Source organism: Paenibacillus sp. JZ16 (assembly GCF_015326965.1).
Taxonomy (GTDB): Bacteria; Bacillota; Bacilli; order Paenibacillales; family Paenibacillaceae; genus Paenibacillus_AQ.
Genome location: NZ_CP017659.1, coordinates 6,013,531 through 6,027,648, shown reverse-complemented (window position 1 = coordinate 6,027,648; position 14,118 = coordinate 6,013,531). Strand labels below are relative to the sequence as shown.

Annotated in this window: 7 protein-coding genes and 1 riboswitch; of the genes, 1 reads left to right on the top strand and 6 read right to left on the bottom strand. The window is 50.6% G+C overall.

Annotation, left to right across the window (positions count from 1 at the left end):
* Positions 1-105: 105 nt before the first annotated feature.
* The 6 genes from BJP58_RS26880 to BJP58_RS26855 form a co-directional block, all read right to left on the bottom strand.
* The gene (locus BJP58_RS26880; RefSeq protein WP_194541328.1) at positions 106-1,086 is read right to left on the bottom strand and encodes a DMT family transporter; all 981 of its coding nucleotides are present in this window, start codon (positions 1,084-1,086) and stop codon (positions 106-108) included.
* Positions 1,087-1,222: 136 nt separating this feature from the next.
* Positions 1,223-1,389: riboswitch (FMN riboswitch) on the bottom strand.
* Positions 1,390-1,626: 237 nt separating this feature from the next.
* Positions 1,627-1,995, bottom strand: a complete 369-nt coding sequence (locus BJP58_RS26875; RefSeq protein ID WP_194541327.1) for a hypothetical protein — start codon at positions 1,993-1,995, stop codon at positions 1,627-1,629.
* A 165-nt stretch (positions 1,996-2,160) separates the two neighbouring features.
* Positions 2,161-7,254 (bottom strand): choice-of-anchor I family protein, encoded by a 5,094-nt coding sequence (locus BJP58_RS26870; protein WP_233354779.1) that lies wholly within the window; start codon positions 7,252-7,254, stop codon positions 2,161-2,163.
* A gap of 671 nt (positions 7,255-7,925) precedes the next feature.
* Positions 7,926-9,545, bottom strand: coding sequence for an extracellular solute-binding protein (locus tag BJP58_RS26865; RefSeq protein ID WP_194541325.1), 1,620 nt, complete (start codon positions 9,543-9,545; stop codon positions 7,926-7,928).
* A gap of 33 nt (positions 9,546-9,578) precedes the next feature.
* Positions 9,579-10,460, bottom strand: coding sequence for a carbohydrate ABC transporter permease (locus BJP58_RS26860; RefSeq protein WP_071221163.1), 882 nt, complete (start codon positions 10,458-10,460; stop codon positions 9,579-9,581).
* 15 nt (positions 10,461-10,475) lie between these two features.
* A complete protein-coding gene (locus BJP58_RS26855) occupies positions 10,476-11,366 on the bottom strand; it encodes an ABC transporter permease (protein WP_233355163.1) in 891 nt (296 codons plus the stop codon).
* A gap of 362 nt (positions 11,367-11,728) precedes the next feature.
* Between BJP58_RS26855 and BJP58_RS26850 the strand changes: the two genes are divergently transcribed.
* Entirely contained in the window at positions 11,729-13,996 is a 2,268-nt protein-coding gene (locus tag BJP58_RS26850; protein WP_194541324.1) for a helix-turn-helix domain-containing protein, read from the top strand.
* The last annotated feature ends 122 nt before the right edge of the window (positions 13,997-14,118 follow it).

Below are 14,118 nucleotides of genomic sequence, written 5' to 3'. Positions count from 1 at the left end.
TTCAAAAAAATGATCCTTTCGCCAGGCAAACTTACTGGAACAGTTTTGTGTAACGGCAAAAAAACCGACCCCATCCGGATCGGCTTTTTCTACAAACGTATGATTTTATTGCAATTGCGGGGAAGCTTCGGATTGCTGTCTGGAAATAATAAACAGTACGACCCAGATCAGCAGGAATCCCAGAAGCTGAGGACCTGTCACGATCTGCTGGAATACGATCCAGTTGATGAGCACGCCCACCATGGGAAAACTCAATTCCGCGAGTGTTGCCACGGAGGCTTTGGTCGTGGTTAATCCTTTATAATAAACCAGCAAGCTCAGGAGACCCGGCAGTAATGCCTGACCGATCAGGTTCAGCGATACCAAGGCAAAGGCCCCGGTATTCCAGGCCGGCATATTCCATGCTGCACCCTCGCTCCACGTGATGACGGTCAGGAGCGGCAGGGCAAGCACGAAGCGCAGCGAGGTTACCGTCTCGTATTTCAGTTTGCCTACCATCAGGCGCCCCATGACGGTTGAACCGCCCCACAGCGCTGCTGCGCCTAAGGACAAGAGACTGCCAACTTGAATAAACTCATTCCAATGGCCAATCGGCAAGGTTAAACCGAAGGTCAGTAAATACGTGCCCGCCAACGCGATGATGAGCAGTATGCCGAAATGGCGCGGAAGCTTCTCTTTCAGAAGCAGGCTGGCCAGAATGATGGCAAACAGCGGCTGCAGCTTCTGAAGCAGCAGGACGGCATTCAGATTGCCGCTCGACAGCCCCATCGTGAACAATACGGTAGCCAATGCCGAGCCGCCCCAGGATATAAACAGCAGAGCACCGACATGATTCCAGCCAAGGCCTTTTAGTTCCTCCCGGTTCTTCCACAATACAGGAATTGCAATCAGGGAAATAATGATATGTTCAAGCAAAACGATCTGTGCCGAAGTCAGATTCTTAAGCAGAATGACCCGGAATAAGGGGTCTACGCCCCACAGGGCGGCTCCCAAAACGACGAGCCAGAACCCTCCCTTAAAACGTCGACTTGCCTGTGTGTCGGAACCATAGGGTTTCACCTTGACTCCAGTATTAATATTACTCATCTTGCCCTCTCCTGTCTTGAATACGGAGGTCTTACTAGCAGAAAGCCCCCGTCATCGACATATGTCGACGTAAACGGGGACTGATCAAATAAGCCTGCGCCCGAATGGAAAATTTCGCATCCACGGCAAACTCATCTTTGATCTTCTCCCATCCGGACTTTACCGTCGGCCTTGGAATTGCACCAAGTCAGTCGCTGCGATCAGATTCACACCAGAACGCAGCGAGTCGCGGGCTGAGTTTCGTTCACGCCGGAACGAAGCATCACCGCCGGTTAGGAATTTCACCTTACCCCGAAGATCCATATTCATGTTTTATTTTTGTAATGCATTCACACTCACTAATTAACCGATAATTCCTATGAGCTTAGTTGATATATTGAAATTATAACATGAATTCTTTCATGTAAATACATCTATTTTCAAAATAAGTGAAATTAGACTTGAATACAATGAAAAATCTCACGTTCAACCAAGACTTACTGAGAATTATACAGCAAGTATCGATTTGTTACCAGTATGATTTTTTGGTATTTATTCATTTTAGGTAATATCGAATATCTTGTAGCTGGAACGGGTACCGACCGCACCAGCCTGAAGACATAACAGATCGAGAGCGTCCTTGGTATTATGACTCATTCCGCCTGTTTGAGGCAACGACATCGATAGATCTGTTGAACTGGCGGCGGATTCACTCTCGTACTGCTTCGTCTCGCTTAACAGCATTTTGCTCCCATCCGGTTGAACCATATACTGACGCAAATAACCGTTTTCCCTTACGGTTACCAGCTTTCCCTTATTCTCTTCTTCCTCCTTGCTCTTCTGGAGCAGCTGTTCAAATCCGCCTTGGGCTGATTCGGCGCCCATCCGTTTCACCTGACTCCAGTATGTATATGCAGACGCAATGCGCATGAACCCACATCCTTATCCCATCGTTAATCTAACACTTACGGATATTATCGGATACCAGCGCACTTCTCTTTAACCGCTCGCAATTTACATTGTTATAAAAAAAATGTCCTTAAGGTTTCAGCAACCTTAAGGACGGTCTTATAATTCTAATGGATTCCTCTTCGCTTAGTTCATAAAGTTCAATGCTGCCAAAGTACGTTTCAGAACAAGTGCCGCTTGCGCACGGGTAACCGAATCGAGTGCACCGAAATGACCATGGTTGTCACCCCGCAGGATGCCTTGCTCCGTAAGACTGGCAATATGGGCAGCCGCCCAAGCAGGGATGGATGCCTGATCTTTGAATTCAATACTGGCATTCGCACTCTGGTTCGGCAGGTCTGTCGGATTTACCGCCTCCATGGCCCTGGTGATCATTACGGCCATTTCCGCTCGAGTCATGCTGGCATTGGGCAAGAAGGCACCGCCAGTGCCGCCCTCGATCAAGCCGTAACGCAACGCTGCGCCGATCTCGCCGGCATACGCGGAGGCATCCTGAACATCCTTGAATGCTCCGCTCTCGATGACCGGACTAAGTCCCATCGCGCGGACCAGCATTGCCGTAAACTCTGCTCTCGTGATTACTTTGCCCGGCGCGTACGAGTTAGCGTTAACTTCGTTCACGAGCAGCTTGGAAGCCATGGATTCGATTTCCGCTTTCGCCCAGTGGCCGTTTAGATCGGCAAAGGTTTTCTTATACTGCAGCAGTGCGTAAATGCCGTTTCCGGCATGCTTCACTTCGATGGCCGGTTTACCATTCCACGTCGTCGCTGTGGCCGGTACAAATCGGAAGCTTCCCGCATCTGCGTCAAAAATTACAGCAGTGACCGAATTCGAAGCTGTCCCTGCCGGCAGCGGCAGGATGCGGCTGATTACGCGCTTCCCGAAATCCTTCCGTTCTTGCTCTGCGCCTGGTGCTCCAACCGCTACTCCAAACTGAAGCGCTCCGATCGCAGCCATCGAGGCACCCATAGAAGCTGCCTTGCTTATCATAGCATCCGCTACCTTGCTGGCTGCCGGAGCCACGGATACCTTCACTTGGATGCTGCCAGAGCCTTGAGCCGGCTTCAGAACCTCATCCAAATGTAGAGCCGTCACTGGAAGACGGAAGGCTCCAAGTGCGGTCTCCAGCACCAGGGTCACATTCGAATTCCGTTCCATGGCGAGCTTCAGACCTGCTGCCGAAAGGGATAACTCGGCTGCACGGTTCAACTCTGGAGCCCGAATAATGAGTTCCTGCTGCCCGTTCGCAGACACTCCGGCAACTGCCTTCTTCCACGCCTCTTCCTTCACCGTAATGCGGTCCACTGCTCCGCCTGCATCAGTTATATTCAGATCCTTGCCTGCCATTACGTTTGGCAATGATGTGTTTCCGCCAGAGGAAGGAGGATTAGGCTGTGATACCGGCGGTGTTACGGAACCGCCTCCCGACCCGCCTGATCCTGATCCAGGAGAAGAGCCGTCGCCCGGATTGGCCGGTTTCTTCTGCTCCGTAATTCTCCCCTCGACCTTAGGCGTAACCTTACCGCCCAGCTTGTTCACATATTCCATGAAAATTTCATAATCCGGGTAACCCAGATCCTCGTTGTATTTTCCTTCGGCAATCGCATCGGCAAAGGATTTATATCCATCCCCGCCCTTGGCTACAAAGCTGTTCGTTGCCATCCGGTATGTCTCGGTCAATACCAGAGGTTTGTAGCTTCCGTCCTTCATGATCTGTACGTCGAACACTTTATCGCCTGCCGGAGCGCTAGGATCCCATTTGAATTTCATCCCGGCGATTTGCGGGAACTTCCCTGGCAGATCCGCCAGTTTGGCACCGCTTATTCCGTTTTCCAATCCGTCTTTCAGCTGCTGTCCCGTGACATCCATGACAAACAGCGTATTCCCGAATGGCATCACTGTTCTCAGCTCGCCCATCGTGATTTCGCCCTCATCGATCGCGGCGCGAATACCTCCACCATTGGTGAGGGCAATATCAGCATTCTTAAGCTCTTTGGCTTTAGCCAGCATGCCATCCGCAATCAGATTACCGAGATTCGTCTCCTTGGAGCGGACATTCTCGCGTTTGCCATCAAGTACGACGCCTGCAGTACCGATAACCTGCTTCATCAGTTCTTCCAATTCCGCTTTGTAAGGAGCCAGCATATCCTTGGCCTGCGTGTCTTCCTGGACCGTACTGTCTACCGGAATCAGCTTGCCGTCGAGTTGGCCGTCGCCAACGAGAACAACGCCGTTTTTGTCAAACTGCAGGTCTACCCGGCCGAGGAACTTGCCCCATTCATTCGCCTGCACGATGACGGTTGGTGTACCGTGTTGATTGTCCGTCACCACTTCCGGTGCATTGAGCGTTGTATGGGTATGGCCTCCGACAATGAGGTCGATGCCTTCGACGGCCTCGGCCAGCGCCTGATCTTTAGCGTAACCCAGGTGAGACAAGGCGATGATCTTATCAAGCCCGTCCTTCTCCATCGCTTCAACCGTTGCCTGGGCCGAAGTCACCGCATCGCGGAAGACTACGTCTTTTCCTGGGCTGGACGTCTCGGCCGTATCCTCGGTCGTTAGGCCGAATACCCCGACCTTTTGGCCGTCAACCAGCAATGTCACGTATGGATATACCCCGTTATTTGCCGTCGTCTTTGGCTGATCGGTATCGATCACCGCCGGCTTACGAATCAGGTGCGAGATGTTAGCATCCTGACTAAGATCCACATTCGCGCTGACAAGCGGGAATTGCGCCTTACTCACGAAATCTGCAAGCGTCTTGGTGCCTTGATCGAATTCGTGGTTACCGAACGTCATCGCGTCATAACCCATATAGTTCATGAAGGCCAGATCCGCCAGCCCAAACCATTTGGTGAAATACAGATCGCCGGAGAATACATCCCCTGCATCCAGCAGCAGGCTGTTCCCGCCTTCGCTGCGGACCTCCTGAACCAGCGTAGCCCGTCTGGCCACTTCCGCCAGATGCGCATGGGTATCGTTGGTATGCATCACCGTTAACTTCCACGGTTCTCCATCCACTGAACCGTCCGTTACCTTAACCGGCACTACCGCTGATCCGTAGCCATCCTTGCTCAGGACGGTAATCACCGCTTCCCCTGCGGAGATCGGCGTGACCAGGCCGTTCTGGTCTACCGCAGCCACCATTTCGTTGGAGGAACTCCAAGCCAGCTCGGTTGAACCGCCTTGGATCGGCTCCACGCTCGCCTGCAATAGTTCCGGTGTGCCGCCTGGACTCAGCTTAAGCGATGTCTTGTCCAGCGTAATCTTGGTTACCTGGAGCTCCAGCAGGGCCACCGTTCCACTGACCTCATTAGCGACCAGCAGCAGCGGCCGTCCTGTCTTGCTGTCCGCGGCCGGAATAAAGTCCAGTCCCTCCGGGCCGGAATCCGACTCTATCCCGCCGTTAAAATCCCGTGTGTTGATATAGTTCAGAAACGCAGGATCGGATGGATTCGTGACATCATACGTCATAACCCCGCCAATGCGCTCAAGTCCGACAAAAGCCAGCGTTTTCTGTCCGACCTTACCCACGGCAACATATTCCGGCTCAGGTCCTTTCTTGGCGCTGCGGCTGTCCAGATCGGTTTTATCATTGCTGGCATTGAAATGATTCGGCAAGCGCTCGGCCGTAATCTTCTCAAAATCACTGCCGCTGTCGTACACCTGGGACATGTCGGCTGCATTCCAGATGGAGAATGAACGACCTCCATACAGATATAGCCCTTCAGTGCCCATATCGCCGGCAACTTCAACCTTGTCATAGGTGGTTCCCTTGTCAGCCAAAAATTGAGCTGCCGGAGATAACGGATCCAGACTAGGCTTCATTTTGCCAATGTTGCTTTCATTGCTTCGGTCATCCCAGCCGGTAGCATCCCCTTCGTTCGCAGACAGGATATACTGCTGTCCGTTCTCGCTGTAGGTCGCAATTCCGTCCGGCATATACATGCCGTAAAAAGGAACGTTCTCAAACTTGATTTGTCCATCCTTCAGGAGGTCGAGTTGGTTCTCTGGTTGATTGAAATCTTTATACCCGAGCCCTTTGACCGATTGGATACGCTTCGCGGCGATATCGACCACGGCGATTGCATTATTCTCCTGCAAGGCGACATAAGCCGTGAGCTCATCCTCGGACAACGAGATGTACTCGGGTTCCAGATCACGAATCGCTTCAGCTTTGGTTCCGGTGCTGCGAATTTGCCCGTCCGCTTCCACAGGTCCGCGAATATGCACCTGATCGTCAATGATCGACGGGTCATCAAATTTCAGATGACTTGCTTCGCCTGATAAGGTGTCGATAATCGTAATGCTTCCTTCCGGATCAGGAGCGGTCTCCGTACGAGGCTCGCCTTCATCCGCCGTCAGGATATAACGGCCATCGGACGTATACTTGACCATGTCCGGCTGGATGCCGGTTTCAAAAGATCCGATCAAACCGCCGTCATAGTCGAGCACCAGGACCTTACCAGCTTTCGTATGATCCTGCTCCTGTACAGCGACCACAACCTGCTTCGTCTTGGTGTTGATATCCACGCTGGTCAGGTCCCCATACAGAAAACCGTCCTTGCTTGCCAAGTCTTCCACATTAATCTGCTTGTCCTTCAGCAAGCTGCCGTCAGCGCCAAGAGACACGATTTCGAGACTTGCCGGCTGGGTTGAACCATTGACTAGATAGAGCTTTCCATTATCTTTGTTGTATTTTACAATTTCCGCCACGCCGCCATCCTTATTGGAGGTACCTACCGAATAATGACCGATCATCCTCATGGCCAGCTTGTCAGCCACCGGATCTGGGCGTTTCCCCAATACTTGCAATTTCACAAGCGACTGAGCGGTCGCAGGTACGGGTGCGCTATCCTGCACCGTTACCTCAACCGTATATTCGCCCTCTTGTCCAGCAGCAGGCGTACCCGTAATGAATCCTGTATCGGGCGTAATGTCCAAGCCTGCCGGTAGACCCGTCGCCGAGAAGGTATAGGGCGCTTGTCCACCATACACATCAACTGTCACCGTGTATGACTCTTCTGCATGCGCATCCGGAAAGATCTTATCGGTAATGCCGAAATCAACGGCAGCGATATCGATAGCTGCATCTTGGGATGCTGTTTCCGCGCTGGCCGTCTGGAGTATCTCCTGTCCCTCTTCAGCCATCACGGTGCCTGCCGAAAATAAAGAGGCCATCGTGATTTCCGCCGCCATCAACAGCGAGACTACTTTCATGCTTTTATGCTTCAACTCCATATCCCCTCTTCTATCCTTATTTAATTCCAAGTGTAAGGAAGAAATGTTAACGCATGCTCAATAAAGGTGGCGGATTGTGTAAAAAGGACGATAGACAGCAAAAAAGCCGCGACATCCATGCCGGGCTTCTGCAAGCGGCAGCTGTGTCCGAGCTAACTGCCGCTTGAAATTACCTTCATATCTATTGTGATACTCCCCTTATCAGAACGAGTACCCGCATACTCATCGCCATTAATCAATGATTCCAAAATGCCTCATCGTAGCAATCGTTATCAATATACACCAACGTATGAACAGGATGGCCCACATGATCAGAGAACCCTGAATCAAACGCTCAACTATCCATTCCAGTTTTTTATTTGAGCTATGCCTGCGCCTCTGCTTAAATAACCATGCCGCGATTCCCTTGGAAATATTCCTGAAAGTCGTCTTCCGCTCTATGTGCGACTCCTCCCCTCATGATATCGATACTTACGAATATACTCCCGCCAAGGTGGGATTTTGAGTACTCATTTTTGTGAGGGCGTCTAATTGTCATTAAATATGATCTTATCACCCCTTTTGGAATATTTCACCAATTGTTTGGAATAGCAAAAAACGCGATACGGGTTCCGCCCCGTACCGCGTCTTTCGATTGTCATCGTTTCCGTTTACTCCGCCTGGTAGCGCTCATAAGCGGCTTGGTAAACCTCCATGTATCGGTCCAATCCCATCTTGTTAAGTGTATTCACATACTCATCCCATTGGCTGAACGAGGCCGAGCCGTTCACGAATTTCGCTTCCATTTCCTTAACGTAATCCTCGATATCTTTACCAATCGAGGTCATGACCTCCGTTTCCTCCAATGTAAAGTTAAAGTTGTACAGAATCTCCTTCACGGCATACGGCTCTGCCTTTTCGGCTGCGGCCATGGCGTTAGGTCGTGTCTCCGAGGCTTTAAACCATTTCTCCCGCACAAAGCCAGGATAGCTGCCCCCCAGCCAAGTGAAATACTTGGCCAACGCCTGATCCTGCGTTAATCCATTTGGATTCTCCGTAATCTCCTTCACATACTCCAGCTGACCGTCAGCGTTCTTCGTAAATGTCTCGCCTTCTTTACCCATGAAATAGAACTGGGCGCCCTCATCCCCGTAGAAGTAATCCATCCAGCGGATCGTTGCTTCCGGATTCGGGTTCTTATCGGTAATCGCAAATGCACCTACGTGAACCATCGGCACTTTGACGTGGGAGTAAAGCTGATCACCATGCGGTCCCTTAAGCGCCCCGAGGCCGATGTATTCTTTGCGACCCATCACCATCTCCGGATTCGGCACAATTGTAGCACCGAGCAGGCCCTCCTGCCCTTTGGCATTCAATGCGCCGCCCTCAATCGTGAAGATCTCTTTATCGAGCAGTCCTTCCTGGTGCAGCTTGTTTACGAACTGGAGCATTTCCTTATACTCCGGCAAAGCTTTGGTGAAGCGCAGTTTCCCAGTGTCCGGATCTATGTCCACCAATTTATGGCCAAGTCCGCTTGTGCCAAGTCCCCAAGATCCTTTCAAGTGATCGATGATTCCGGTAATGCCTGCTGAAGCGAAAGGAATCTCATCATGCTTTCCGTTACCGTTTAGATCGGTTTCTTTTACCGCCTTCAAATACGCATAGAATTCTTCTGTCGTCTGCGGCTCTTTCATCCCGAGCTGATCCAGCCACTCCTGATTAATCCAAATCGGTGTACCAATCAACATGGAGAGCAGCGCAGGATCGTAGAAAGATGGCAGGGAATAAATGTTGCCGTCCGGCATCGTCAGCCCTTTTCGAATATCCGGGTACTCTTCCATCAGCTTTTTGAAATTCGGTGCGTATTTATCGATCAGATCATTCAGCGGTATAAATACTCCTTGCTCCCCATAACGGGTTAACTCTGCGGAGCTGACCCTTGCGGAGTAGAATACATCCGGATAATCTCCACCTGCCAGCGCTAAATTCCGCTTCTCGGTCAGGGTATCGAATGGAATGAGGTTCCAGGTCACATTCACATTGGACATCTCTTGATAGGTTTTCCATACGAGCGTTTCCTCGAATTTGCTCCCGTTTGATGGCGACTTGCCCGTGAAGAACGTCAGATCGAGGGGTTCGTTCACAATCGGCATGCCGGTCTCGTTAAAATTGGCTTGCGGCGTCTCACCTTTATCCGTTGCACTTTCCCCGCTTTTACTACCGCAGCCTGCCAGCAATCCGGCTGCCAGTACAGCTGCCAATGTAAGTGAAGTCCATTTTCTCATCACCATAAAATTCAATTCCTCCTCATGAAATATCCGTAATCAACCTTTAATTGCACCAATCATAACGCCCTTCACAAAATACTTTTGCAGGAACGGGTACAGCAGCAGCATCGGCAGATTCGTCACAATGACCGCCGCATATTTGATGGCTTCCGCGTCCATCAGACTTCGCGCCAGTGAATCATCGCTGATATCCACCATCTCCTGCATCTGTCCCTGTACCAGAATCTCGCGCAGGAACAGCTGCATCGGATAATTAGCACGATCAGATAAGTAGATCAGCGCGCTGAAATACGAATTCCAGTGACCTACAGCGTAGAACAGCACCATCACGGCCAATATCGGTCCGGATAACGGCAGCACAATCCGCAGCAGTACCCGCATATTGGACGCCCCATCAATGAACGCTGCCTCCTGCATTTCCTTCGGAATGGAACTCTGGAAGAAGGTCCGCATGATGATAATGTTCCACACGGATACGGCCGAAGGAATAATGATAGCCCAAATCGTATCCAGCATTCCCAGTTCCTTCACCAGCAAGTAATTGGGGATCATTCCACCGCTGAAGAACATAGTAAAGACAATGATGAGTGTAAATACATGTCGACCCTTGAAATCAACCCTGGAGAGCGGATAGGCTGCCGCAATGGTCATCAGAACATTCAGCGCCGTTCCCGTCGTGGTATAGAGCAAGGTGTTCAGAAATCCTCGCACAAGCTCCGAATTGGCAAACAACCGCTCATATCCGACAAATGACAGCTCCTTGGGCCAGAGCCATACTTCCCCTCGCATGACCGTTTCTGGTGCACTAATGGAAGCAATAAGAACAAAAAATAAAGGATACAGTACAAGGAGCGTGATAAAAGATAGTATAATGTAAATAAATACTCCGGCTATTCGTTCACTTCGGCTTTGCGGCATACGCATCATTCCTCCTTACCATAGGCTGTTCTCGCTGACTTTTCGGGCGATCCGGTTTACGGTAATCAGCAGGATGAAGTTTACAACGGAGTTAAACAGGCCAACCGCAGCCGAGAAGCTGTACTGGGCACCCAGTATACCACTCCGGTATACATTCGTAGCAATGACGTCAGACGCTTCCATATTGAGTGAATTTTGCATCAGGAAGATCTTCTCGAAGCCGACGCCCAGAACGGAACCGATGTTCAGAATCAGCAGAATGGTCATCGTTGGAGCAATGCCCGGCAGATTGATATGCCATATTCGCCGGAACCAGCCTGCTCCATCCACCTTGGCCGCCTCATGCAGCTGCGGATCAATCCCGGCGAGTGCCGCCAAGTAGATAATAGAGCTCCAGCCCATACCCTGCCATACGCCGGACCATACGTAGATGCTCTTGAACCAGGAGGGCTCCGTCATGAAGGCGATCGGCTCTCCGCCGAAGGAGGTGATAATCGAATTGACCAGGCCGCTGACCGGCGACAGGAACATCATGATCATGCCGACGACGACCACCGTAGATAAGAAATGGGGTGCATAAGTTACGGTTTGTACAAATCGGCGGAACCGGCCCGATCTGGCTTCATTGATCATCAATGCCAGGATAATCGGAATCGGAAATCCGACCGCCAGCTCATATAACCCGATGCCCATCGTGTTTTTGATAATGCGCCAAAAATAAAAGCTGTCAAAAAAGCGTTCAAAATGCTTGAAGCCTACCCATGGACTATCCATGATCCCTTTGTTCGCAATAAAATCCTTAAATGCAATCTGGACGCCATACATGGGTACATAATGAAATACAATGAAGTATAACAGAACTGGTGCAAATAAAGCGTACAGCTGCCAGTTTCTGCGAACCTGCATCATCCATCTTCGCCAAGCACTTTTCCTGCGAATGTTTGAATGCGCTTCCAAGGTGTTTAGATGACGTTGTAAAATCGGCAATCCCCCTCTTTCGTCTATGCGTCTTCGTGTGTCCCAAGGTCCACGACTGCTATCATAAACGACCCGAACGTATTAAGGGTATTGACCATTTTAATGATGTCTCGCCTTTCATTGGATGAATGGGCAGAAACACCGATTTCCTAAAGCATTGCTTAAAATCTAAAATATTGACTATCCATTTTTTACGAACGATTAACATGAATCGGGCACAATCCTTAACACTTGTCCTATATAATGTTGTGAAACCTTGGACGTCAGAAAAATATAAAGGGGGGAAGGCTGTGAATTGGATCAGACATAAAAGCCGCAGTGTATTCTTTAAAATTTTTCTGAGCTTTCTGGCCATCATCGTGTTATTCGGATTGTTCTATACGGTCATTTTCCAACTCTTTAAGACCAGCCTGCAGAAAGAAATCATCGATACCAGCCAGCAGGCGGTTCACGATACGGCAGAGCGGTTCAACAACCAATTCAGCAGATTGCAGGTATTAATGTTCGATATATACAATCAATCCGAATTAATCGGCTTCAATAATCAGCTTCGCCACCAGGCCGGAAACGAAGTCAATTACTTGAAGGCTCGAGATGTGATGCTGCAGATGAGGAGCGATATCTATAATCCGTTGTTCTTTCTGGAGGATACCCTGATTTATCTCCGGGAGTTTGATTTTGTACTGAGCAAATCCGGAAGCGGCGATGCTTCCTATATGTTCAATCGTTCCTATGCAAGCCCGAGGTATCCATATTCGTTCTGGAGCAGCTACGAGGGCCATCAGGAATCCTTCAAACTTCTCCCTGCGGCAACTTATCAAATCAACAACGATTTGTCCGAGAAAACACTGATGCCTTTTGTCTACAAGCAGCCGGACAGTCCTTATGAGGTCATTGCCCTTATCGATATCGACAAGGCCGCTCAGTCCTTCTTCGGCGAATCCGATGATCGTGCACTCGCCATTCTGAATGACGAAGGCCAAGTGCTCTATATGCTGGGCTCCATGAACCAAGATCAGCTGCCGACGTTTGAAGCCGGACAGAAGGCCGTGCTCAAAGAGGGAACCTACTATTTTGCCGAAGCCGGGTCCGACGGACTGACCTATGTCTCGGCTGTGCCTTACAGCCATGTCTCTTCGCAGCTCAGCCGGTTGACCGGCGGTTTGCTGCTCATCTTCTGCCTGTCGCTTGGCGTGGCCCTTGCCGCTTCCTTTTTCCTGAGTCGCAGATTGCACAAGCCGGTGAAGCAGATTTTAACAACCGTGCTGAACAGAGCCAACAGTTCATCCATGCCGGAATCCGGAAGCATCACCGAATACGATCTGATCCAGAACCGGATTCAAGAGCTGTTCCGGGAGAAGGAAGAAATACGGGAGCGCATGAACAAGCATAAATCCGTTCTAACCAGTTACTCTTATATCAGTCAGCTGAAGAGCATCAATACCGATATTAGCGAGTGGGAGGATTTCCTGTCGGATGATGGAAGCTTCATCGTGGTTCTGTATCACATCCGTTTCCGGATGAATCCGGTTTATGAGCTCCCCCTCCAGACCGATCAGGCGGTCCGCCATATACTGGAACATATTCATCTGATCACGGCAGAACGCTATCCGGGATCCCACACGTTCCAGATCGAAAAGAATGAGATCGTATCCATCTTTAAACGGGAGGAAGCCGCCCGCCTGGAGGAACTGCTGCAGGAAATCAAGGACATGTTAAATGAGGAAAAGGAATTGTTCCTTGTCACCATCGCCGTCAGTTCCCAAGTGAGCCACTCGTCCGAATTCAATCAAGCCTACCATCAGGTCAAAGGACTGACCGCACAGGCACATCTCTTGGAGGAATCACAGGTGGTAACCAAGCAGCGGGTCCTTCCAAACACTGTCAACCTAAGCCCGTCTCAGGAAAAAGGACTGCTTGACGCGCTGCAATCCGGCAGCGACAGCCGTTCCTTGCAAATCATCGATCAGGCGCTCGGGGCCATGCAGCGCAAGGAGGCCGGCATCTCGCAATTCCGTTTCTTCGCCGATTCGGTCGCTTCCAAGATTCTAAGTTATATGGAGACGGCCCAGATTGACAAAACATCTGTCCAATCCTTAAAGCAGTGGAGCGCAAGATTGGCAGAATGCCATTGCTTAACAGATTACCAGGGGGTATTCCGCCAGCTCGTCGAAGCCTCCTGCGCCCTCATTCGCAAGAAAAAGGATACTGGCGAAGAGCCGCTCATCGCCATGTTCATGAACATTATCCATAACCAGTATGCCGATGATCTGTCTCTCGACTATCTGTCAGCCAAGCTGAACCTGTCGAGCGCCTACCTCTCCGTCTATATCAAGGAGAAGACGGGTCTTAACTTCAGCGACCATCTGCTTGGCATCCGTATGAACAAAGCAAAGGAACTGCTGGCATGCACGGACTTGACCGTCAATGAGATCAGCCAACGTGTCGGCTATCTCAACATTACCTCCTTCAACCGGACGTTCAAGAAGGCCGTCGGCATGACGCCGGGCGCCTACCGCAGGCAGCATGTGGTGCAGACCCATGCCAGCGGATCATGAAGGGTCGCTGTGACAAAAGAAAACCTTCTCTTCTCGGCATGGACCGGGCGTATGCCCGGCCATGTACGCGGAAGAGAAGGTTTTTTCGTTTTATTTTCGCCCACACGCTGAAATAAACGGAT

Coding starts and splice junctions, on each gene's coding strand:
- BJP58_RS26870 (WP_233354779.1), bottom strand. CDS start 7,254: ATGAAAGTAGTCTCGCTGTTGATGGCGGCGGAAATCACGATGGCCTCT.
- BJP58_RS26860 (WP_071221163.1), bottom strand. CDS start 10,460: ATGCCGCAAAGCCGAAGTGAACGAATAGCCGGAGTATTTATTTACATT.
- BJP58_RS26865 (WP_194541325.1), bottom strand. CDS start 9,545: ATGGTGATGAGAAAATGGACTTCACTTACATTGGCAGCTGTACTGGCA.
- BJP58_RS26875 (WP_194541327.1), bottom strand. CDS start 1,995: ATGCGCATTGCGTCTGCATATACATACTGGAGTCAGGTGAAACGGATG.
- BJP58_RS26880 (WP_194541328.1), bottom strand. CDS start 1,086: ATGAGTAATATTAATACTGGAGTCAAGGTGAAACCCTATGGTTCCGAC.
- BJP58_RS26855 (WP_233355163.1), bottom strand. CDS start 11,366: ATGCAGGTTCGCAGAAACTGGCAGCTGTACGCTTTATTTGCACCAGTT.